Origin of the sequence: Polynucleobacter sp. MG-27-Goln-C1, from assembly GCF_018881905.1 — a bacterium.
Lineage (GTDB): Bacteria > Pseudomonadota > Gammaproteobacteria > Burkholderiales > Burkholderiaceae > Polynucleobacter.
Genome location: NZ_JACVPM010000002.1, coordinates 730,740 through 751,273, shown reverse-complemented (window position 1 = coordinate 751,273; position 20,534 = coordinate 730,740). Strand labels below are relative to the sequence as shown.

General features: G+C 45.3%; 23 protein-coding genes. 9 read left to right on the top strand and 14 right to left on the bottom strand.

Annotated elements, in window-relative coordinates:
• The first annotated feature begins 78 nt into the window (after positions 1-78).
• Genes pal through queC form a run of 3 tightly spaced genes read left to right on the top strand, consistent with a single transcriptional unit; the run spans position 79 to position 2,082 of the window.
• Positions 79-579, top strand: coding sequence for a peptidoglycan-associated lipoprotein Pal (pal, locus tag ICN14_RS07930; protein WP_216225881.1), 501 nt, complete (start codon positions 79-81; stop codon positions 577-579).
• Positions 579-1,310 (top strand): tol-pal system protein YbgF, encoded by a 732-nt coding sequence (gene ybgF, locus ICN14_RS07925; protein ID WP_216225880.1) that lies wholly within the window; start codon positions 579-581, stop codon positions 1,308-1,310. The genes pal and ybgF overlap by 1 nt, the downstream gene beginning before the upstream one ends.
• Positions 1,311-1,341: 31 nt before the next feature.
• Positions 1,342-2,082 carry a 7-cyano-7-deazaguanine synthase QueC gene (queC, locus tag ICN14_RS07920; RefSeq protein ID WP_216225879.1) on the top strand — a complete coding sequence of 247 codons (741 nt, stop codon included), beginning with the start codon at positions 1,342-1,344 and terminating at the stop codon, positions 2,080-2,082.
• A 1-nt stretch (position 2,083) separates the two neighbouring features.
• On the opposite strand, the gene ICN14_RS07915 is transcribed toward queC, so the two are convergent.
• From ICN14_RS07915 to ICN14_RS07895, 5 genes are all read right to left on the bottom strand, one after another.
• Entirely contained in the window at positions 2,084-2,716 is a 633-nt protein-coding gene (locus ICN14_RS07915) for a riboflavin synthase (RefSeq protein WP_216225878.1), read from the bottom strand.
• Positions 2,717-2,789: 73 nt separating this feature from the next.
• Positions 2,790-3,905: a bifunctional diaminohydroxyphosphoribosylaminopyrimidine deaminase/5-amino-6-(5-phosphoribosylamino)uracil reductase RibD gene (gene ribD, locus ICN14_RS07910; protein WP_216225877.1), complete on the bottom strand. Its 1,116-nt coding sequence runs from the start codon at positions 3,903-3,905 to the stop codon at positions 2,790-2,792.
• Between the two features lie 47 nt (positions 3,906-3,952).
• Positions 3,953-4,501: a GspH/FimT family pseudopilin gene (locus ICN14_RS07905; protein ID WP_255536004.1), complete on the bottom strand. Its 549-nt coding sequence runs from the start codon at positions 4,499-4,501 to the stop codon at positions 3,953-3,955.
• Positions 4,494-4,865, bottom strand: coding sequence for a hypothetical protein (locus ICN14_RS07900; protein WP_216225876.1), 372 nt, complete (start codon positions 4,863-4,865; stop codon positions 4,494-4,496). Before ICN14_RS07900 ends, ICN14_RS07905 begins: the two co-directional genes overlap by 8 nt.
• A complete protein-coding gene (locus ICN14_RS07895; protein ID WP_255536003.1) occupies positions 4,831-5,457 on the bottom strand; it encodes a PilW family protein in 627 nt (208 codons plus the stop codon). Before ICN14_RS07895 ends, ICN14_RS07900 begins: the two co-directional genes overlap by 35 nt.
• 411 nt (positions 5,458-5,868) lie before the next feature.
• On the opposite strand from ICN14_RS07895, the gene ribBA reads away from it, so the two are divergent.
• The 4 genes from ribBA (at position 5,869) to ICN14_RS07875 (ending at position 9,673) form a co-directional block, all read left to right on the top strand.
• On the top strand, positions 5,869-7,008 hold the full coding sequence (gene ribBA / locus ICN14_RS07890; RefSeq protein ID WP_216225875.1) for a bifunctional 3,4-dihydroxy-2-butanone-4-phosphate synthase/GTP cyclohydrolase II: 1,140 nt from the start codon (positions 5,869-5,871) through the stop codon (positions 7,006-7,008).
• A gap of 15 nt (positions 7,009-7,023) precedes the next feature.
• A complete protein-coding gene (gene ribH / locus ICN14_RS07885; RefSeq protein ID WP_216225874.1) occupies positions 7,024-7,539 on the top strand; it encodes a 6,7-dimethyl-8-ribityllumazine synthase in 516 nt (171 codons plus the stop codon).
• An 8-nt stretch (positions 7,540-7,547) separates the two neighbouring features.
• Complete coding sequence (gene nusB / locus ICN14_RS07880) at positions 7,548-8,057, top strand: transcription antitermination factor NusB (protein WP_216225873.1); 510 nt, start codon at positions 7,548-7,550, stop codon at positions 8,055-8,057.
• Positions 8,058-8,194: 137 nt separating this feature from the next.
• Entirely contained in the window at positions 8,195-9,673 is a 1,479-nt protein-coding gene (locus tag ICN14_RS07875) for an NAD-dependent succinate-semialdehyde dehydrogenase (RefSeq protein WP_216225872.1), read from the top strand.
• Between the two features lie 70 nt (positions 9,674-9,743).
• Here ICN14_RS07875 and trmB read toward each other — a convergent pair whose 3' ends face one another.
• The 3 genes from trmB to ICN14_RS07860 are packed head-to-tail and all read right to left on the bottom strand — an operon-like array spanning position 9,744 to position 11,915.
• The gene (gene trmB / locus ICN14_RS07870) at positions 9,744-10,541 is read right to left on the bottom strand and encodes a tRNA (guanosine(46)-N7)-methyltransferase TrmB (protein WP_370624821.1); all 798 of its coding nucleotides are present in this window, start codon (positions 10,539-10,541) and stop codon (positions 9,744-9,746) included.
• Positions 10,542-10,564: 23 nt separating this feature from the next.
• Positions 10,565-11,023, bottom strand: coding sequence for a DUF2721 domain-containing protein (locus tag ICN14_RS07865; RefSeq protein ID WP_216225871.1), 459 nt, complete (start codon positions 11,021-11,023; stop codon positions 10,565-10,567).
• A 40-nt stretch (positions 11,024-11,063) separates the two neighbouring features.
• Positions 11,064-11,915 (bottom strand): undecaprenyl-diphosphate phosphatase, encoded by an 852-nt coding sequence (locus tag ICN14_RS07860; RefSeq protein ID WP_216225870.1) that lies wholly within the window; start codon positions 11,913-11,915, stop codon positions 11,064-11,066.
• A gap of 120 nt (positions 11,916-12,035) precedes the next feature.
• Here ICN14_RS07860 and ICN14_RS07855 point away from each other — a divergent pair, with 120 nt between their 5' ends.
• Positions 12,036-13,649, top strand: a complete 1,614-nt coding sequence (locus tag ICN14_RS07855; protein WP_216225869.1) for a TolC family protein — start codon at positions 12,036-12,038, stop codon at positions 13,647-13,649.
• 12 nt (positions 13,650-13,661) lie between these two features.
• On the opposite strand, the gene waaC is transcribed toward ICN14_RS07855, so the two are convergent.
• Genes waaC through rfbB form a run of 5 tightly spaced genes read right to left on the bottom strand, consistent with a single transcriptional unit; the run spans position 13,662 to position 18,291 of the window.
• The gene (waaC, locus tag ICN14_RS07850) at positions 13,662-14,693 is read right to left on the bottom strand and encodes a lipopolysaccharide heptosyltransferase I (RefSeq protein WP_216225868.1); all 1,032 of its coding nucleotides are present in this window, start codon (positions 14,691-14,693) and stop codon (positions 13,662-13,664) included.
• Between the two features lie 40 nt (positions 14,694-14,733).
• On the bottom strand, positions 14,734-15,309 hold the full coding sequence (gene rfbC / locus ICN14_RS07845; protein WP_216225867.1) for a dTDP-4-dehydrorhamnose 3,5-epimerase: 576 nt from the start codon (positions 15,307-15,309) through the stop codon (positions 14,734-14,736).
• Positions 15,306-16,229 carry a glucose-1-phosphate thymidylyltransferase RfbA gene (gene rfbA, locus ICN14_RS07840; RefSeq protein WP_216225971.1) on the bottom strand — a complete coding sequence of 308 codons (924 nt, stop codon included), beginning with the start codon at positions 16,227-16,229 and terminating at the stop codon, positions 15,306-15,308. The genes rfbC and rfbA overlap by 4 nt, the downstream gene beginning before the upstream one ends.
• Positions 16,230-16,254: 25 nt before the next feature.
• Positions 16,255-17,217: a dTDP-4-dehydrorhamnose reductase gene (gene rfbD / locus ICN14_RS07835; RefSeq protein ID WP_216225866.1), complete on the bottom strand. Its 963-nt coding sequence runs from the start codon at positions 17,215-17,217 to the stop codon at positions 16,255-16,257.
• Positions 17,218-17,232: 15 nt separating this feature from the next.
• Positions 17,233-18,291, bottom strand: a complete 1,059-nt coding sequence (gene rfbB, locus ICN14_RS07830; protein WP_216225865.1) for a dTDP-glucose 4,6-dehydratase — start codon at positions 18,289-18,291, stop codon at positions 17,233-17,235.
• A gap of 107 nt (positions 18,292-18,398) precedes the next feature.
• On the opposite strand from rfbB, the gene ICN14_RS10440 reads away from it, so the two are divergent.
• Positions 18,399-19,775, top strand: a complete 1,377-nt coding sequence (locus ICN14_RS10440) for an O-antigen ligase family protein (protein ID WP_216225864.1) — start codon at positions 18,399-18,401, stop codon at positions 19,773-19,775.
• Between the two features lie 7 nt (positions 19,776-19,782).
• On the opposite strand, the gene ICN14_RS07820 is transcribed toward ICN14_RS10440, so the two are convergent.
• The gene (locus ICN14_RS07820; protein WP_216225863.1) at positions 19,783-20,493 is read right to left on the bottom strand and encodes a hypothetical protein; all 711 of its coding nucleotides are present in this window, start codon (positions 20,491-20,493) and stop codon (positions 19,783-19,785) included.
• Positions 20,494-20,534: the final 41 nt, after the last annotated feature.

The following is a 20,534-nucleotide window of genomic DNA, read 5'->3' as shown; positions in this document are numbered from 1 at the left end:
CCAATATTGGGCTCTTAGGGGCATAATATTGGCTATTAGCTTATTTAGTTACTTAGTTTGTAGGAAAAAGGAAAGATCATGAAGATTTCTATCGCACGTCGTGCCGCAACCCTCACCCTCGTTGGTGTAACAGCATTATTTTTGGCCGCTTGCTCCAGCGTCAAATTGGATGATGTAGATGGCGCTAATGGTGGTGGTAGCGGTAACTTTGGCTCACAGCCATGGAATGATCCAAGCAGCCCACTTTTCCAACGTAGTGTGTACTTTGATTTGAATGAATACACCGTTCAAACTAAATATCAAAAACAACTTTCTGCTCATGCAAGCTTCTTAAAAGCCAACCCTAAGCAAAAAGTCATCATCCAAGGTAACACTGATGAGCGCGGTACCGCAGAGTACAACTTGGCCTTAGGTCAACGTCGTTCAGATGCAGTGCGTAAATCACTCAATTTGATGGGCGTTTCTGAGGACCAAATGGAAGCCGTTAGTTTTGGCAAAGAAAAGCCTAAGGCTGAAGGCGACAACGAAGCAGCTTGGGCAGAAAATCGCCGTGCTGACATTGTTTACATTACTAACTAATGCGCACTCTTCCACACTCTTTTAAACAAACGCTCTCACGAGCGTTTTGTTTAAGTGCAGCGGCTCTTTGCTTAAGTGCTTCCAGCAATGCATGGGCGCTCTTCGCAGATGATGATGCACGCAAAGCCATTCTAGATTTACGTAAATCATTTGCGACTGCACAAATGGATTTACAGAATCAAATTGAGAAACTCAAGACAGATAATGCGGAGCTTCGCGGGAAGATTGAAAATCTGGAGAAGCAAGGCGAAGATATCAGCACCAGCCAGAAGACCTATTATCAAGATCTTGATACTCGCTTAGGTAATTTTGAGCCTCGTACTGCGACTATCGAAGGGGTTAGCGGCACAATGCAACCCGGCGAAAAGAAAGCCTATGACGAAGCCTTAAAAGCATTTCAAGCAGGCAATCTCAAGAAGGCGGACGAAGGCTTCTCAGCCTTTGTGAACCGCTACCCCAAGAGCCCATACGTGCCGCTAGCACTCTTTTGGAGTGGTAATAGCAAGTACGCCAATAAGGATTACACCGGCGCGATTGCGCAACTGCAAAGTCTCATTAAGCGCTACCCAACACACCCACGCATTCCGTCAGCAATGTTGACGCTTGGTAATGCGCAATTGGAAAGTGGCAATAAAGCAGCTGCCAAGAAAACCTTTGGCGAGATCATCAGCAAGTACCCAGATACTGAAGCGGCAAAAGACGCGCAGCAACTCATCGCTGCAACGAAGTAATTCAATAAGCTAAGTAAAGAAACGTTTCGCCATGTCATCGTTGTCTGCTGCCTTTCAGAACATCGCTCCACGCAAACCGAATGCGCCTGCCGTCATTTTGTTTTCAGGCGGATTGGATTCGAGCACGATTCTAGCTTTAGCAAAAGATCTTGGTTACGCGCCCTATGTTCTGTCAGTTGGTTACGGTCAGCGCCACTCTTCTGAACTAGCGGCAGCAAAACACATTGCCAAGAAAATGGGAGTTGTGCGTCACGAGGTCGTGAATTTAGACCTCACGCGCTTTGGCGGCTCCGCTCTGACAGACTCATCCATCGACATTCCAATTACCCCGGGTAAAGATCTAGAAATCCCCGTTACCTATGTTCCCGCTCGTAATACGATTTTGCTATCCCTCGCTTTAGGCTGGGCTGAATCATTGGGTGGATTGGATATTTTTTACGGCGCTAATGCCGTTGACTACTCAGGCTATCCTGACTGTCGCCCAGAATATGTCGCTTCGTTTGAGACGATGGCGAACCTAGCCACCAAAGCCGGTGTTGAGGCGCTCAATAATGAGAATCGCTTTCGGGTGCATGCACCCATCATCAGCATGAGCAAGGCGGAAATCATTCAACTTGGCACGACTTTAGGCGTCGATTACTCGCAAACTGTTTCTTGCTATCAGGCGAATGATTTAGGTGAAGCTTGTGGTGAGTGTGAATCTTGCCGTTTGAGACAGGCAGGCTTCAAACAAGCCAACTTAGGCGATCCAACACGCTACCAGAAGAAGTAATTCAGTTTTTTACTGAAGTAGTATTCTGGGTCTCTAGCATCCGCGCAACATAACGCGCAATTAAATCCACCTCTAGATTCACTGCATCACCCTGCTTTAATTTGCCCAAAGTTGTGTTCTCAAGGGTATGGGGAATGATGTTGATATCGACCAAGCAAGCGTCTTGACTGTCTTGTGTTTTATTAACTGTTAATGAAACACCATTCACCACAATCGATCCCTTGTATGCCAAGAATGGCGCCAATGCCTTAGGGGCTTCAATTTGTAGAAGCCAAGAGCCATAGGCATCGTCAGCGACAGTTGCAAAATGCGCCACCTTACCAACGCCATCCACATGCCCACTTACCAAATGGCCACCCAAGCGATCATTTAATCGCAAGGCTTTTTCTAAATTGACTGGACCCACTTTGTCCAAACCAATAGTCTTGTTTAAAGACTCACGTGAGATGTCCAAAGCAAAAGTATTCTCTGTAAATTCAGTAGCGGTCATGCATGCACCCTGAATAGCAATACTATCTCCCAATGCAACATCATCGAGATATCCAGAGGGCACCTCAACTACCAAGTGCATGCCGTCGCCTTTGGCTTGAGCGCTTTTGATTTGGCCAACTGCAGTAATAATTCCAGTAAACATAGTGAGATCTTAAATAGGTTTTGTAATTTTCTTGAATCTTTGCTTCTTGTTTTTTCTTGTTACTTCTTATTTGCTATTTCTTACTCAGGCGCAAACGAAGATCAGAGCCAAACAGACTTTGATCGATGACTTGCCAATCTTGACGTTGATCCAAGGCTGTCAATGGAGAAATGTTAGCCATGCCTATTCCCTCACCTATAAAGAAGGGTGCGTAATACAGCAAGAGCTCGTCAACACAATCCTCCCTCAGTAGAGATCCATTGAGCTTAAATCCAGCCTCGACATGGATTTCATTCATGTGACGCTCTTTTGCTAAATACGCAAAGAGTTTTGGTAAATCCACCTTGCCATTAGCGTTAGCCATCGCAATGACTTCAACGCCAAGAGCCTCAAATGCTTTCGCCTTATCTTGACTCTCTCGAGAATCTAATGAGGCGCAAACCAAAATAACGCCTGATGATTTGGGGTTATTCAATACCTTCGCGTTCAGAGGCGTCTCGAGCTTCGAGTCGACAATAATTCTCCAAGGCTGGCGCTCAGTTTTGACATCGCGAACATTGAGACTTGGATCATCTTCTTTAACGGTGCCAACACCAGTCAATATGGCGCAAGCTTGAGCACGCCAATGATGGCCATCCGCCCTGGCTAAAGGACCGGTAATCCATTGGCTTTGGCCACTAGGTAAAGCCGTCTTGCCGTCTAAGCTGGCTGCAATCTTCATACGCACCCAAGGTAAACCCCGGGTCATCCTAGAAATAAATCCCCGGTTTAATGCTTGGGCTTCAGACTCCAATAAACCGCAACGTACATCAATGCCTGCAGCCTTTAATCGCTCAAGACCTTTGCCACCAACCAGGGGATTGGGATCTGCCATTGCCACAATCACTAAGACTGGCTTGGCCGCAATTAAGGCGTCGACACAAGGCGGCGTTCTACCAGTGTGGTTACAGGGCTCTAAAGTGACATAGATCGTTGATCCAGCGGGATCCAATCCTTTTGACCTCACATCAACTAAAGCTTGAACTTCCGCATGGGGTCCGCCCACCCTTTGGGTATGCCCGCGCCCAATTACCTCTCCATCTTTCACAATGATGCATCCGACCCGTGGATTGGGGTTAGATAGGTATAGGGCGTTTTGAGCCTCAGCTAAGGCCTGGCTCATAAATTGATGGTCGACTGCGGTATACATGGGTCTATTAAAACCGATTGTGGGTAAAAGCGGCAAATTTGCCTTTCCTACTTGCAGGCTTTGGAGTCCTTGCTTGGATCGCAAATTCTCCAGCGACCCCCACTGCCTAAGATGAGGTGCCGCTCGAGCCCAGAATCTCGGTCGTGACCCAATATCAGGCGGTTAGCTACGAAGCCACCTTGGGCCGTTTTAGCGGCACCAGCAGCATTAAACAAAATGCCCCTCTTGGATGTGTGAGGGTCAATAAACTGCTTACCCCCACCCTTGAAATAGACCTGCGCAAGATCACCTTGGGAAATCCACTGCCGTTCAATACACGTTGATTTTGGCTGACGTTCATCACAAACATTTTTAACCACCCAACCCTCCTCCCAAAGACCCCCATTCAAAGGAGTAATGCGAACAGGCGCACCCAATACAAATGCTTGAGCTCTTGCAAATTGAGCATGCGCAATAAAACGTCTCGCAATGTTATCGATTTCTCGTGCAGCCATTTGCTCATGCAATAAAGGTAATGTCGATATTGCAATGATGGCAATGATCAACACAACAGCCATCAACTCTAACAAGCTATATCCTTGATCTTGCTTACTCAAATTTCTGCCGCCAATTTAATCGTGTAGCAATATTGGTTTTTTCATCTTGAAATACGAGAACCTCCAATCTAGGTTTTGACCTGCTTGATATCAACCAAAGATTTTTACCGACAGACTGTATTTGGCAAGTAGGATTTTCTAAGACAGTGATATTAGAAATATGTTGCTCACATTCAATTAGAGCTTGTTCGGCAGCAATAAATTCTTTATGGGATTGCGCGTACGTATTGACACTCATGACTTCAGGTGCAGCTAAGCGCTCCAACTGAATGACCAGCATTGAGAGTAGCGTCAATAGCGATAGGACCCAAGCAATAATCACAATAGACTCACAGCAGATTACGGGCAGTAAATGTTCGCTCAAACTTCTGGTGAATAGACGTGTCATCAGTCATCTCCAGCATTACCTTAAAAGCCTTGCCAGCACTAGCTGGAAGTACCTCAAAGGAAAGATGGTGAATGCCATTCATCAAGGTTGTGTTTTGGATACGTCCCTGGCGATCAAGCGATTGGCAGATTAACGACCCGCCATTGACCTTTGCACCTTTTGGTGCGGATGCTTGCCGATCTACCAAAAATCCTTGCTGCGCTAAATTATTTTTAGTGCGCTCTTTTGACAAAGTATTGCCAATGCAATCAAAATCCACTCCTTGAGAAATCTCCTGTTTCACCATCAGCGAATCTGATCCTCGGTATCCACTATTTTTCTGAATCTGAATGTAATGATTCGAGGAGAAATTTTTTCTTACAGATGCAATCGCTGAATTAGCATTTTGATAACCAGCCATCCGAATAGCACGCCCGATTAATTCCATCGCGCGATCTGCTTCTGCAGTCATAGACTGTGATTTTTCATACTCAATTTGCTTAGCGATGAACTCGCCACTATTTTTGATGAGTGGTGCGACTAAGATTAGGGATAGGGCGAGACCGACGAGACACTCCAACAGATTCATTCGCTGGCTTTCGTGAAATTTGGTTTGGGTTATTAAGCTGCGCAGCGTTCAATATGGAGAGCTCGTGCCGATCCATTTCTTTTCTAAGCTCTGCCCTTTTCTCCTGGAGCTGACCTAAGCGCAAAATCATCCCCTGGTAGGTATTGCCCAAACCCATCCAACTGCTTGCAACTAGACTCATTGCCACCAGAACCTCCAATAAGATGAATCCATTCGCCCGCGGATTTAAATCAATCTGGCCTGGGGATTTTTGAATTCGAGAGTGCACAGGGCATTTTCTCGAGACTGGAGCTGCAAAAATAGGCCTTTCATGGGCACTCACTGTCAGAAAAACTGGATATTGCTCCAATATTGACCACGGTATGCCAGGCTAAAGCCCGAAACCCCCTCCTCAGCTTAAAATAGAGGGCTATGCAAAATAACCTCGCCTCCACAGAAGAAATCGTTGCTGAGCTCAAAGCCGGCAAGATGGTCATTCTGGTCGATGAAGAAGATCGCGAGAATGAGGGTGACTTAGTGCTTGCTGCCGATCACGTCACTCCAGAGGCGGTGAATTTCATGGCCAAGCATGGTCGTGGCTTGATTTGCCTTACTTTGACGCGTGAGCGCTGCCAACAAATCAACCTTCCCTTAATGGTGAGAGATAACGGCACCTCCATGGGCACCAACTTCACTGTTTCGATTGAGGCAGCCAGCGGTGTGACTACTGGTATCTCAGCGGCAGATCGTGCTCACACCATCAAGACAGCAGTTGCTGCAAACGCAAAACCGAATGATCTGGTCCAGCCGGGCCATATCTTTCCATTAATGGCGCAACCCGGTGGCGTATTAATTCGCTCTGGTCACACAGAGGCTGGATGTGATTTGGCTGCGATGGCTGGTTGCTCACCCACCGCCGTCATTTGCGAGATCATGAAAGATGATGGCAGCATGGCGCGACTGCCTGACTTGCTCGAGTTTGCAAAAGAACATCAATTAAAAATCGGCAGTATTGCTGATCTCATCCAATATCGTAGCCAACATGAAAGTATTGTGGTTCGCGAAGGTCAACGCGAGTTCGATACTCCCTGGGGTAAGTTTCAGGGAATCATCTACCGCGATACACCAAGCTCGTGCATGCATATAGCCCTAGTTCATGGCAAGCCTTCAGAGACTGAAGAAACGTTAGTACGCGTTCATGAGCCCGTCACAGTATTGGATTTCTTGGACTCGAATGTCAGTACGCACTCCTGGCCTTTGGCCCAAGCTTTGCAGAAGTTGGCAGCCGCACCTTCGGGAGTGGCGGTTTTATTGAACGCTTCCGGTATTGCAGCCCCTAATGATGCGGATTGGTTAGCCCAGTTTCATAAATTGAATGGCACTCATACTGAAGCAGCTGAAAAGCCATTGGCTCGCAAAACTGATTTTCGTAGCTATGGTATTGGCGCGCAAATCCTCAAAGATATCGGCGTTGGAAAAATGCGCTTACTCGCCAATCCAAACCCAGTACCAAGCCTTTCTGGATACAAGCTCGAAGTGACCGGCTATACCCCATTTGAATCTAATCAATAAGCAATTTCAAAAAATATGAACACAAGCAATGACGAATCTGCAGTAGGCGTACTCGCCACCGATCTCAATGGTCAAGATCTCCGCGTAGGTATTGTGCAGGCGCGCTTCAATGAAGAGCATTGTGTTGCACTGACTAATGCTTGTATTGAAGAGTTGATCAAACTAGGTGTCTCCCAAAGTGACATCAAACTAGTAACCGTACCAGGCGCACTTGAAATCCCCTTCGCACTTCAAAAGTTAGCTGAAACAGGTGAGTTCGATGGCTTAGTTGCACTAGGCGCAATCATCCGTGGTGAGACTTATCACTTTGAACTCGTGTCGAATGAATCTGGTGCTGGGATTACCCGCGTTTGCCTTGAGTCTGGATTGCCAATCGCCAACGGTGTTCTCACCTGCGAGACAGATGAGCAAGCTCAGGTACGCGTTCAGGTAAAAGGTGCGGACTGCGCAAGAGCTGTTGTTGAAATGGCTAACTTGGCTTTAGCCCTTACTCCCGACATTGATTTTGAAATCAATCCTTCAGAAGAGTAATTTCCAAAATGAATAAGAACGCCCCCAATCCACAGGTAGTACCTGGCACACCGAGTGCACCCAGCGCACCTAAGCGCTCACTCACGCCACGTCGTCGCGCCCGTGAGTATGCTTTACAAGGTGTATATCAAAGTCTAGTTATGCGCCGCGCTGGTAGCCTCCCTAATGCTGCGGCAATCGCCAAGCAGTTAGCTGAAGATCCTGGCTTTCGCCGCTGCCAACTTGATTTGTTTCAAGGTATTTTTGCTGGCGTTCTAGAGCGTACCGATGAGCTAGAGGGCCTTATTACCCCAGCACTCGATCGCCCTATTAATGAACTATCTCCCGTAGAGCATGCTGCGCTCCTGATTGGCACATACGAACTAGCTATTGATTTAGCCGTTCCCTACAAAGTAGCTATTAATGAAGCTGTGGAATTAGCGAAAACTTTTGGCGGCACTGATGGTCATAAATACGTCAACGGCGTATTGGATCTCCTGGCTCAACAGTTACGTAGCACTGAGGTTCAAGCTAGTTAACAAAATATCCTCAAGACTCGACCCCCTGCGCCTCCAAGAGGTCCAGGGGGTTTATTTTTGTGCATAGCCTTAGAAGGCAATCCAAATTACACTGAGGGATAAAATAAAAATAACTTTTTTACTAAAGAGACGCCCTCATGCAGACAACTGACATCCGCAAATTACTCAAAGATCCAAGTCTATTTAAAGAAGAGGCTTTCATTAACGGTGAATGGTTTAAATCTAATTCAGGAAAAACTTTTGCGGTTCACAATCCCGCTACTGGTGAGTTGATTGCAGATGTGAGCAATCTTGAGCCAAAAGATGCTGAGCGAGCGATTGAAGCTGCCGAGCATGCCTTTCAAAGCTGGAAGAGCAAAACCGGAAAAGAGCGTGCTCATGTTATGCGCAAATGGTTTGATCTGATTATTCAAAATACCCAGGATCTAGCTACCCTCATGACCCTGGAGCAAGGCAAGCCATTAACTGAAGCAGCTGGCGAAGTAGCCTATGGTGCGTCTTTTGTAGAGTGGTTTGCTGAAGAAGCAAAACGAGTTGCTGGATCCATTCCAAGTACAACTTGGAGTGATAAGCGCATGATCGTTATGAAGCAGCCAATTGGGGTATGTGTTGCCATCACGCCTTGGAATTTTCCCATTGCTATGATTACGCGCAAGATTGCACCCGCAATGGCAGCAGGTTGCACTATTGTGATCAAGCCGGCTGAACTCACGCCACTGAGTGCATTAGCACTGGCAGAACTCGCACAGCGCGCTGGCGTACCAGCTGGTGTGATTAACATTCTTACCGCAGATGCCGATGAATCTATTGCGATTGGTAAAACACTCTGCGCATCGCCAACCGTCCGCCACCTGTCATTCACAGGCTCGACCGAAGTTGGACGAATCTTAATGGCGCAATGCGCTCCCACGGTCAAAAAATTGGGTCTAGAGCTCGGCGGTCATGCCCCCTTTATTGTTTTTGAAGACGCCGATATTGATGCGGCTGTTTCAGGTGCAATGGCATCTAAATATCGCAACTCCGGTCAAACCTGCGTTTGTGCGAACCGCTTCTATGTGCATAAAAAAGTGCACGATGAGTTTGTCAAAAAGTTTGCGAAAGCCATTGAAATTATCAAAGTGGGTAATGGTATGGAGGCTGGAAGCACCCAAGGACCACTGATTGAAAAGGCCGCCCTAGAGAAGGTAGAAAGACATGTAGCTGATGCCATTAGCAAGGGTGCAAAACTCGTTGCTGGTGGCAAGCCTTCTCCTTTAGGTAGTACTTTTTATGAGCCCACCATTTTGTCTAATGTCACTAATGACATGCTCATCACCCACGAAGAGACCTTTGGACCAGTCGCTCCGATCATTCCATTTGAAAGCGATGAGGAAGCAATCAGGTTAGCTAACAATAGCCAATTTGGCTTAGCGTCCTATTTTTACAGCCGCGATATTGGCCGTATCTGGAAGGCTGCTGAAGCCCTTGAGTACGGCATTGTGGGCGTCAACTCTGGAATCATCTCAAATGAGGTTGGTCCATTTGGCGGAATTAAACAGTCCGGCCTGGGCCGTGAAGGCAGTGTCTACGGTATGGATGAATATCTAGAGCTCAAATATGTTTGCCTTGGTTTGTAAGTCAAGATCAGAAACTAATAAAGCCACTCATTTAAGCTAAAAGAGTGGCTTTATTTTTGTAATCCCTACTTTATTTTTTCTTGTAGACCAAGTCCCAAACACCATGTCCCAACTTAATGCCGCGGGTTTCAAACTTCGTGGTTGGTCTATAAGCAGGTCTATCAACGTATCCAGGATGCTTGGCATCGAGTTGCTCAAGGGTCGGCTTGAATTCTTTAAAGGATTCTTTAGTAAGTTCACTCTCGCTAGCAATATCAGCAGCTGAAAAAGTTTCAATACTCATTTGCTCAGTAGAGGTATTTTCTAAAGCGGGTTCGGCATTTAAGACTAAAAGCATTTGTTCAGCGTAGTTATGCCAATCGGTAGCAAGGTGTAAATACGCTCTGGGCTTCAAACGAGCAATCAGCAACTGCACGAACTCCGCTTGAATCAAACGACGTTTATGGTGACGCTTCTTATGCCATGGATCTGCAAAGTAAATATGAATACCATCCAAGGAATTTGGCGCAATCATTTTCTCCAGAACCTCAACAGCATCATGGCGAATCAATCGTAAATTAGTGAGATTATTCTCGCCAATCAGTTTCAGCAAGGCACCCACCCCTGGAGGATGCACCTCAATTGCCAAGAAATCGTCTTCAGAACGAGAGGCAGCAATTTTGGCAGTTGTCTCGCCCATACCAAAACCAATTTCTAATATCTTGGGGCGCAAAGACCCATTAAACGTTTGCGGAAGATCTAGGACAGATTCCTGAAACGGAATCAAAAACTGAGGACCTAATTCCTCAATGGCGCGTTGTTGACCAGCAGTTGTTCTACCAGCCCTTAAAACAAAAGAGCGAATACGGTCGGTTCTTGAGATATTCACGAAATACTTATCTTTATGAAGAATTACTTTGGAAAAGGTGTATTCCAACCAGCCGAGCGATAGGCATAAACGACCTCGGCCAATACGATTGAGAGCGATGTCATGAATGACATTAAGCCAAGTACAAATGTCAAAATCACATACGTGCCCTGCAATGACCGCACCGCCCCCGCTTGAAAGAAAAATAACTCAAGAACAGTTAAGGAAATAAAGACGCCGCTCAATACGTCAAAGAAAATCGCAGCCGTACAAAGACGACCCCGGACCTTTGCCTCATTCGCCTCTGTCATCATATGAGCCAGCATTTCTGGATCCTGAATGCCGCCCTCCTGAATGCGATGCTGAATAGCACGCATACGGTCTACGGAGCGCGCTAAGCGAGCAGAGATGGCATTGATTAATGTGGCTACAGCAGTCAATAAAAATACTGGGGCTAAGGCCAGTTGAATATTATTGGTAATTGCATCTATTGAGACATCCATGGGAATTCCAGTCGATCTTTTTTATGTTTGTAAATTTATCTCAATGAGACCAAGCAACTAAACCACTATATGCACTTAACAAAACCAGCACACCAAAGACAATACGATACCAAGCAAATGGAATGAAGTTATGTCCTGCAACGTAATGAATTAACCAGCGCACGCAAACGAAAGCGGAAATAAAAGCAGCAATAAAGCCAATCACAATGGCCCAAACAAAATCACCCGAAAGTGAAACTGGATTTTTCCAAAGTTTGAGCAATTCATATGCGGTTGCTCCACCGATTACTGGAATAGCCAAGAAGAAGGAGAACTCTGTAGCCACTGCACGGGGTAAGCCAAACAACATCCCACCAATAATCGTTGCACCTGAGCGAGAAGTTCCTGGGATTAAAGCGGCGCACTGGGCAAGACCAACTTTTAGGGCGTCCATTGGAGTAAGGTCATCTACTGACTGAATGTAGGATTTACCTACTGAGTTAGTGAGTTTGGTTTGGCGACGTTCTGCCCAAAAAATAATCAAAGCGCCCACGATGAAAGCACTAGCCACGGGAATGGGGGCAAATAGTACCGCCTTAATATGTTTGCCGAATATGAAAGCCAAACCCATTGCCGGTATGGAGGCGATCAATAGATTAAGGACAAATCGACGCGAGATGGGACTCGTGCGAACTGTAGAGGCAACCTTCCAAAGCTTTTCGCGGAACTCCCAGCAAACTGCCAGGATGGCGCCAAACTGAATAATGACCTCGAAAGCCTTCCCGCGCTCATCATTGAAATTAAGTAAGTCGCCAACCAAAATCAGGTGACCAGTACTGGAGATTGGCAAAAACTCAGTTAAGCCCTCCACCACCCCCAGCACTACCGCTTTAGCTAGCAAAATTAGATCCATAGGCGCAATTTTATAGATAGATGAAGTAGATCCTAGGATTTGGCAAAATAAGGCCTAAATCCAGCGCTTGAGCTAAATAAGCCTTAAACTTCATGGCATATTGAAAAGTACCCGAATTAGATGACATCGACCCGCCTTTGCCTCCCTCAGTTAACCGCTTTTGGTTTAATCCTGGGTCAGGCGCTCGGACTCGGGATCCATTCGTCGACCGCGTTAGCGCAAAGCGCTAATGGGGCTAAACCTTCATTACCAACCCCTTTGAGTGCACAGTCTCTAGTAGGTCTGGATATGCCGCCACAGATGGCGCCCTTGCCTCGACAAGCCATTCAGAACAATGGAGCGCCATCCAATCTTGGCACTAATGCAGCAAATGGAAGCAATCAAACAACTGATTTAATTCGCCTATACCAAGAGGCGGCATTTAGCGATCCCGTGTTGAATGCTGCTCGCTTTAACTATCAAGCCAGTAAAGAACTCTATTGGCAGGGTTTATCCCTCTTATTGCCACAGGCTACAGCTGTTCCTGGTGGGACTCGCTACTACCAACACACAGCAGGCAATCAACCAGCTAACTCGTATACAGGTTCGCGGGTATATGACCAAAAAAACTATACCGTCACCCTTACTCAGCCTGTTTTTAATGTGGCAGCATTTGAGGCTTTTAAACAGGGTGATTTGAATACCAAAATTGCTGACATGCGTTTTTACTTGGCACAGCAAGATCTCATCATTCGCGTATCGCAAGCCTATTTTGATGCACTTACCAGCCAAGACAACGTTGAGCTCTATCGCAACAAAAAGGGTTTAATTAAGCAGCAGTTAGAAATTGCTCAGGCCAAGTTTGATGCTGGACTGGCAACCATTGTCGACGTTAATACCGCACAAGCTGCTCTTGATTTAGCAAACTCTCAAGAAATTGCCGCCCAAGCAGATCTGATTGTTAAAAGAGGTGTCTTAGAGCAATTGGTGGGTCGCCCTGTAGGAGCTATAAAGCCACTCGTCAAAGAAGCCAAGATTGATGGCGTTCTCAAAGATCCTCGGACTAAGTCCAAAGATAGCAATGGAATTCCGATTGCCGATAGCGTTAATCCTCAGTTACCCAAAGGGCAAACTCTAGAGGACTGGATCAACCAAGCGGAGACTGCAAACTTTAACGTACTTGCTGGCCAGCTGTCTGTCAGCTTAGCTGAAAGTACTTATAAAGCTTCGCAAGCATTGAACTACCCTTCACTTAATTTTGTCGGTACGGCGGGTTACAACACGTCTAACGGAACAGCTAATAGCTTAACCCCGTCACAGACCAATATTTACAACAACACCATTGCCCTGCAGATGACCATCCCCTTGGTCTCCGGCGGTTACAACAGCTCACTCATTCGTCAAAACGCTGCATTGCTAGATGCAGCTAAAGCAAACTATGACAATGCGCGCCGTACTGCAGCTCAAAGCACTCGTGCAGCATTTACTGGTTTCTACGGCGGCCTGGCAAGTGTTAAAGCCTATGAGGCTGCAGAGCGTTCATCCACCTCAGCACTTGAATCCAGTAAGCTGGGATTTCAGGTGGGGACCTTGATTAATATCGATGTGTTGATCGCATTAGATACCGTAATTACTACTCGCTCGCAATTACAGCAAGCACGCTACAACACCATTCTGAATGCCATCAAGTTGAAGGCACATGCCGCGGCACTATCAGATGAAGATCTGATATCCATCAATACTTTACTGCGCTAAAAACTGTAGAAGTTAAGCTTGCTGTAGAAGCTTTAAGGATGCATCAAGAACTTCTTGAATGCTTGGCGGATTTTGAATATTACCCACGTTACAGATTCGATCAGACCAATAACCCTCTGTCTTCCAGCGTGGTGAGTCACAGTAGATTTCGACAGTAGGTTTATTAAGTACCGCTGCCAAATGTGTCAGGCCAGTATCGACCCCAACCGTTAAAGCCGCACCAGAAATTACCGAGAATCCCTCTTCAATAGAAAAAGCTGGTGGGACAAAAGCATTTGGAATCTGAGAGGCAAGTAATTGGCTAACGGCCTTTTCTGCGGCATTCCCCCAAGGGAAAACTACTTGATATCCCTTGGCAGATAAATCTTTTCCGAGCGCAATCCAATTGTTATTAGACCAACGCTTAGCCTCTCTAGCTGTCGAATGAAAGCATAGGACATAAGGAGAGCGCAAACCTGCAACGGAACTTTTTGAAATACTGGCAATAAATTCTGCGGGATAAAACTGAGGCGCATCACCTCGTTCTATCAAAGACCAATCCAATGCTGAGCACATCACCCAACGTGAACGATCGACCGCATGGCACTGCATAGGAACCTGCACTGACTGGTTATAGAAAAATCTAGCCAAAGGCTCGTATCCAGAAAACTCTGTTGCATTAGCAAGACCTGCGATCACGGCGCCAGAACTTTTTTTGGCCAGGGAGCATACGATGGCGGACTTAAGTAGGCCCTGTGTTTCGATCAATACATCGTAGGTAGTAGATTGAAGTGTTTTTCTAAACGCAAAAAACTCTCGCCATGTTGCCAGCCTAAGGAGATTTTTTTTCCACCGGCGTAAACCAAAAGGAATGATGCGATCAATTCCTCGAAAACCATCTCGAGATAATAAGGGCTCAAGTAAGTGGACATACCCTTCTTCGACCACCCAATCAATTTGAGCGTCCGGTAAACGTGCACGTAAGTCCCACATAATCGGCAAGTTATGCAATACATCCCCAAGAGAGGATAACTTTACCAACAGGATTTTGGAGGAAGTGCTCATGCGAGCATTATCTTATCTTTTAAAAAAGCCCTGAATTTAATTAAAACTTAGGGGCAGCATCCCACGATAAGCCAGCAGAGTCTTTGGCATTCATATTTAGGCTAACGCCTTCTGGCAAAGGCCATTTGATATTGACCTGAGGATCATTCCAAGCCAGACAGGCCTCACTTTGCGGGTGATAGTAATCTGTAGTTTTGTAAAGGAACTCTGCAGTCTCCGATAAAACTAAAAAGCCATGGGCTAAGCCTGCAGGAATCCATAATTGCTTATGATTTTGAGCGCTTAATTCAACACCAACCCACTTGCCGTACGTTGGCGAATCCTCGCGAGTATCCACAGCTACATCAAAAACACTACCAGCCACAACGCGCACTAACTTGCCCTGCGCTTGCTCCAACTGATAATGCAAACCACGCAAAGTCCATTGACGAGAAAAGGAGTGGTTGTCCTGAACAAACTCAACACTCAGACCGGTCGCCTCAGAAAAATCGTGAGCGTTAAAAGACTCAGTAAACCAACCGCGCTCATCACCAAAGACCTTGGGCTCAATCACCAAGACATCATGGATGGCGGTGGGAGTTATCAAAAGTTTGGAGGATTTCAAAATCTCACTCATCCAATCATCTTCTTATGAGAAAGGGAAACAGGCTGAGCAGAGGTGTTGAGCTCATTCAAAATTCTACTTAAGTACTGGCCATAGCTGTTCTTACTGAGTTGTGAGGCTACCTTCTGAACTGTTTCTGCGCTAATCCAACCCTGGCGATATGCGATCTCTTCGGGGCAAGCCACCATCAAGCCTTGACGCTTTTGTAAGGTAGCAATAAAGCCCGCAGCATCCAATAGGGAATCGTGCGTTCCAGTATCGAGCCAAGCAAAACCACGGCCCATAATTTCTACACTGAGCTCATTCTTTTCAAGATATACGCGGTTAACATCGGTAATCTCGAGTTCACCACGTGCACTAGGATTAATCGATGACGCGATATCACATACTTGATTGTCATAGAAATAAAGGCCAGTAACGGCATAACTACTTCTCGGCTTTAGCGGTTTCTCTTCAATCGAGAGCACTTTGTAAGCTTTATCAAATTCCACTACGCCATAACGCTCTGGATCAGTGACATGGTAAGCAAATACAGTCGCACCAGCACTACGCTCATTAGCACTATCTAGTTGATCGACTAATTCATGACCATAAAAAATGTTGTCGCCCAGCACTAAAGCGCTTGGGTTGTTGCCGATAAAGTTTTTACCAAGAGTAAACGCTTGAGCTAAACCATCGGGTGACGGCTGAACGCAATACTCAATATTTAAACCCCATTGAGAACCATCTCCAAGTAACTCCGCAAAGCGTGGCGTGTCATGCGGCGTAGAAATTAACAAGATGTCTCGAATGCCTGCAAGCATCAGGGTGGTTAATGGGTAGTACACCATCGGCTTGTCATATACAGGCATAAGCTGCTTAGAAACAGCCTGGGTCACTGGGTATAAGCGAGTGCCAGAGCCGCCCGCCAAAATAATGCCTTTACGATTCATGGGATTTGCAGCCATTTCCTACCTTCTAAATAAGTCCATCTTGAGCCAATTGAGAAACATATGCCTTAACGGCTAAGTCCCAAGGCTGATTGAGTAGGTCCGATTTTGACATATCGTCTCGAGCCTCAAATACTTGACGCAGCTTATCGGTCGACATTCTTGAATTCATAGGCCTAGGGGCTGGTAAGGGATATTCAACAGCTAAGATGGGCTTAATAGCTTGAGGCTGCACCTTCAGAGGTAGCCCTGCATCTAAGGCCGCTTGGGAAGCCAGGATAGCCAAACCATGCCATGTGGTTTCCCCTGCAGGCACAGCATGATAAATCCCTGACGGGAACCCTCGAGGTTGGAAATTCTCATCCACAGCCAAATCTAAACTTAATTGAGCTAACCAAGATGCACTCGTTGGCACGCCAGATTGATCATAAATAACCTTAAGCTCTTCTCGCTCCTTAGCCAAACGCAAAATGGTTCTAATAAAGTTGCCACCATCACCATAAACCCAGCTCGTTCTGAAGATCGCATATTGACCATTAGCACCGCTATTGGCAAAGGCTTTGGCAATCGCTTCTTCTCCGGCGGCTTTACTTTTGCCATAAACACCCAAAGGATTGCGCATGTCATTCTCTAGATAATAGCCATACTTTTCGCCATCAAAGACATAGTCTGTCGAATAATGCAAAAAGGTAGTGCCATGACTTGCCGCATATTGCGCCATGATCTCAGGAGCTTTGGCATTAATTGCAAAGGCAAGATCTATCTCAGTCTCAGCCTTGTCAACTGCCGTATAGGCGGAGGCATTAATAATGAGGTTTGGCTGAAATACATTTAAAAGCGCACTCAATGCCACCTCATCCGCAAGATCACATTCAGAGCGGCCTACATACTGAATATGAGACACATCGGCAGGTTTAATTAACAGGGGACCGAGTGAGGCCTGAAAGGCTTTACCAAGCTGACCATCTTTACCAAATACCAAGACATTCATGGAATGATTTTGGCCTTAGTTATATTGCTTTTGCAACCAGTCGCGGTAAGAGCCGCTAACGACACCCTCCACCCAAGCTGGGTTATCTAAATACCATTGCACCGTCTTACGAATACCGGTATCAAAAGTTTCGGCAGGTCGCCAGCCTAATTCACGTTCGACCTTGCTAGCATCAATGGCATAGCGACGATCATGGCCAGGACGATCCTTGACATAAGTGATTTGGTCAACATAGGGCTTACCATCGGCACGGGGCTTTAGCTCATCCAAAATCGTGCAGATAGTTTTCACAACATCAATATTGGCTTTTTCATTCCAGCCGCCAATGTTATAAGTCTCACCCAATTTGCCCTTAGCCAGCACTTCACGAATTGCAGAACAGTGGTCGCCAACATAGAGCCAATCACGAATCTGTTGACCATCGCCATAAATTGGCAATGGCTTACTATTGAGCGCATTCAAAATAACCAAAGGGATCAACTTTTCTGGAAAGTGATACGGGCCATAGTTATTAGAGCAATTAGTGGTGACGACCGGGAAGCCGTAAGTGTGAAACCAAGCGCGGACCAAGTGATCAGAGGCGGCTTTAGAGGCGGAATATGGGCTATTAGGCTCATATGTATTCGTTTCGGTAAATGCAGGATCAGCAGCAGAAAGAGATCCGTAGACTTCATCAGTAGATACATGATGAAAACGAAAAGCCTTCTTGGCGGACTCATCCAGACCACTCCAATACTCACGAGCGCACTCAAGAAGATTAAAAGTGCCAACAATATTAGTACTGACAAATTCAGCAGGTCCATGAATTGATCGATCTACGTGACTCTCAGCTGCAAAATTTACAATAGCGCGAGGCCGATGCTCTTTTAATAAATTGGCGACTAACTCTTTATCGCCGATGTCTCCATGAACAAAAATATGGCGTGGATCATCTTTCAAAGACTCGAGCGTGGTTAAATTACCAGCATAAGTCAGCTTGTCGAGATTAATCACCCCTTTATTGCTAGGCACTTTTAGCCAATCAAGCACAAAATTACTGCCAATAAAGCCAGCACCACCAGTTACTAATATCATGAATACTCTCTTTAACTATGGGTTATGAGCATGAGTGGATTTTACCCTCAGCACGCGAGCAATCAAGTAATGGGCTACATTCTGAGTGATAATCATACGAATATTTTGTGGATCAGCAGAAAATGAGCTTAAATTTAGAACGATTCAAAACAACTGCATTATTTTCTCTGCTTTTCATCCTCATTCCCCTTTGGAATATTCCCCACACCATTGCCGGAAGATATATTTGCGAAGGGCTTCTTTTAGTCTTAGTTTTTACTAATAAATTAAATTGGAAATTATTTTTCCAAGAAAATAAGGCTCTAGCGCTTTTCTTCGCCTATCTATTCTTGCAGCTCATATTTTTTTCCAGAGATTATCAGGCTGCTTTTAGCAATTTTCGTGCGGAGTGGATGCACTTTATTCTCTTCTCGATTATTGGAGCCGGCGCAGGACTTTTTCTGGGTAAGAAAGATTCTAATAAAACCCTGCTCTTTTTAGGAGTAGCATTTTCCATTCCGCTCTATATTCATTTAATACTTTTCGCAATTAAAGCAATTGCGACCCACGAAATACCATGGAGATATTTAGGCTTAAGTGAAATACATGGAGATCTTGGCTATACAGCCCTCCAAGCAACTATCTTCTTAATGACGCTATGCGTGTACCAAAAAAAGTTTAATTTAAGAAAATTATCTCTGATTTTTCTATTAATTCCTTGCATAGTCTCCCCTGTTTTAGCGAAAAGTAGAGGTGGAATACTCTTTGTCATAGCAACAATTATTTTCATTTTTATAGTTGATTCCATAAATCAAAACAAGGGTAAGGTGCAGTATTTTAAGTTTTTAGCACGAGGCGCACTAGCGTTAACATTATGTCTATCCGTCTACTTAATTGGCGTAAATACTGATCCAACCCGCTGGAATGGAGTAGCCTCAAGAGTATCTTTAAGCCTCAAGGGCAATCCAGGTGAAATTTACTGTCAGGGTATAGGCTCCCTTGAAGATACCCTTAAGCGCGAGGGCACCCAAATAACCACCTCCATACAAAAATCTTTAGACAGCATAGTTGATGGTGATGGTGCCAGAGTAATGGCTGCTAGATCAGGCGCAGAATTGACTCTTCAATCACCGATGGGAATTGATCAATCTAAACAAGCCTACCAACAGGCCATTACGAAACAGTGCAATGGAGCACCAGCTATTTTTATATCTCATACGCATAATGCATGGATAGATACCGCTCTAGCGATTGGAATACCGGGGGCAGCATTACTTTTCATAACCCTACTTACTTACATGGTCCGCGGACGTAATGCACTCAACACAAATATCTCCCCCATAGCTCCTTATGGAATGGCTCTTTTTGCCACTTCTTTTCTCTGGACAATAAGAGGTTTACTGGATTCCGTTCAAAGAGATCAAATGCTGGAAATGCAAGCCTTTGTGTTGGCAATGTTATTGGGAATAATTGTTGCTAGAAAGAAGGGCTTAAGCCAAGGGTAAAACTTAGTTAAGGCCTATAAAAAAGAGATTGAAATTTTGAATGATGAGAAACAATCCAGGAGCGAAGTCTCTCCTTGATTCTTCGAATTGAAGAGTTTTTGTAATATTTTCCAGAGCCTCCCCCTACACCACAAACTACGGGAGGAGTAGAAAAAATAAAGCCCTCTAGTTGCGCGCCCCTAGCGATATCAAGGAATTTATCCTCGATGCTAATTCCACTACCCCCCCCAATATCAATATGGGCATTTAAAAAATATTTTTGATAAAACTGTTTTTCCACCAAATAAAAACGTGTATCAATATATTCAAGTCGAGATTTCTTCAAAGAGAATGCATTTGAAAAAAATGCTTGGCACAGAAATCTCCCGTCCCACTTTTCAGTGCATCCCAAAAAATTATCGACCCACAGTTTTGCAGTACATTTTGCAAACCATTGGGATTCATGTAGAGTTTCTGAATGCCCTAGAGCATAACGAATAATTTCCCCTTCGCCAAACCCCTTCCCATGGATTTTAATTAAAGCAGGATCATTGTTGAACGATAAGCATTCAATATTTGCATTTGGAAAGTGCTCCGCTACTAACGAAGAGAAATCAAATCCCGATCCATCACACAATACATACTTGTTTTTAGGGGATATATTCAACCACTTTTTAATTGATTCTAAAGTATGGAATATCCTTAATTTTTCATCTTTGAGATGGACCGATTGATCCATCGCAATAACACTTGAGGTGAGAATGATTGGTGGCAAGTTAT

Coding starts and splice junctions, on each gene's coding strand:
- ICN14_RS07895 (WP_255536003.1), bottom strand. CDS start 5,457: ATGAATCTGTTGGAGTGTCTCGTCGGTCTCGCCCTATCCCTAATCTTA.
- ICN14_RS07915 (WP_216225878.1), bottom strand. CDS start 2,716: ATGTTTACTGGAATTATTACTGCAGTTGGCCAAATCAAAAGCGCTCAA.
- rfbC (WP_216225867.1), bottom strand. CDS start 15,309: ATGAGTGAGATTTTGAAATCCTCCAAACTTTTGATAACTCCCACCGCC.
- waaC (WP_216225868.1), bottom strand. CDS start 14,693: ATGAGCACTTCCTCCAAAATCCTGTTGGTAAAGTTATCCTCTCTTGGG.
- ribBA (WP_216225875.1), top strand. CDS start 5,869: ATGCAAAATAACCTCGCCTCCACAGAAGAAATCGTTGCTGAGCTCAAA.
- ICN14_RS07860 (WP_216225870.1), bottom strand. CDS start 11,915: ATGGATCTAATTTTGCTAGCTAAAGCGGTAGTGCTGGGGGTGGTGGAG.
- rfbA (WP_216225971.1), bottom strand. CDS start 16,229: ATGAATCGTAAAGGCATTATTTTGGCGGGCGGCTCTGGCACTCGCTTA.
- rfbD (WP_216225866.1), bottom strand. CDS start 17,217: ATGAATGTCTTGGTATTTGGTAAAGATGGTCAGCTTGGTAAAGCCTTT.
- ICN14_RS07820 (WP_216225863.1), bottom strand. CDS start 20,493: ATGGATCAATCGGTCCATCTCAAAGATGAAAAATTAAGGATATTCCAT.
- ICN14_RS07855 (WP_216225869.1), top strand. CDS start 12,036: ATGACATCGACCCGCCTTTGCCTCCCTCAGTTAACCGCTTTTGGTTTA.
- pal (WP_216225881.1), top strand. CDS start 79: ATGAAGATTTCTATCGCACGTCGTGCCGCAACCCTCACCCTCGTTGGT.
- ICN14_RS07865 (WP_216225871.1), bottom strand. CDS start 11,023: ATGGATGTCTCAATAGATGCAATTACCAATAATATTCAACTGGCCTTA.
- ICN14_RS07875 (WP_216225872.1), top strand. CDS start 8,195: ATGCAGACAACTGACATCCGCAAATTACTCAAAGATCCAAGTCTATTT.
- ribH (WP_216225874.1), top strand. CDS start 7,024: ATGAACACAAGCAATGACGAATCTGCAGTAGGCGTACTCGCCACCGAT.
- queC (WP_216225879.1), top strand. CDS start 1,342: ATGTCATCGTTGTCTGCTGCCTTTCAGAACATCGCTCCACGCAAACCG.
- rfbB (WP_216225865.1), bottom strand. CDS start 18,291: ATGATATTAGTAACTGGTGGTGCTGGCTTTATTGGCAGTAATTTTGTG.
- nusB (WP_216225873.1), top strand. CDS start 7,548: ATGAATAAGAACGCCCCCAATCCACAGGTAGTACCTGGCACACCGAGT.
- ribD (WP_216225877.1), bottom strand. CDS start 3,905: ATGTATACCGCAGTCGACCATCAATTTATGAGCCAGGCCTTAGCTGAG.
- ybgF (WP_216225880.1), top strand. CDS start 579: ATGCGCACTCTTCCACACTCTTTTAAACAAACGCTCTCACGAGCGTTT.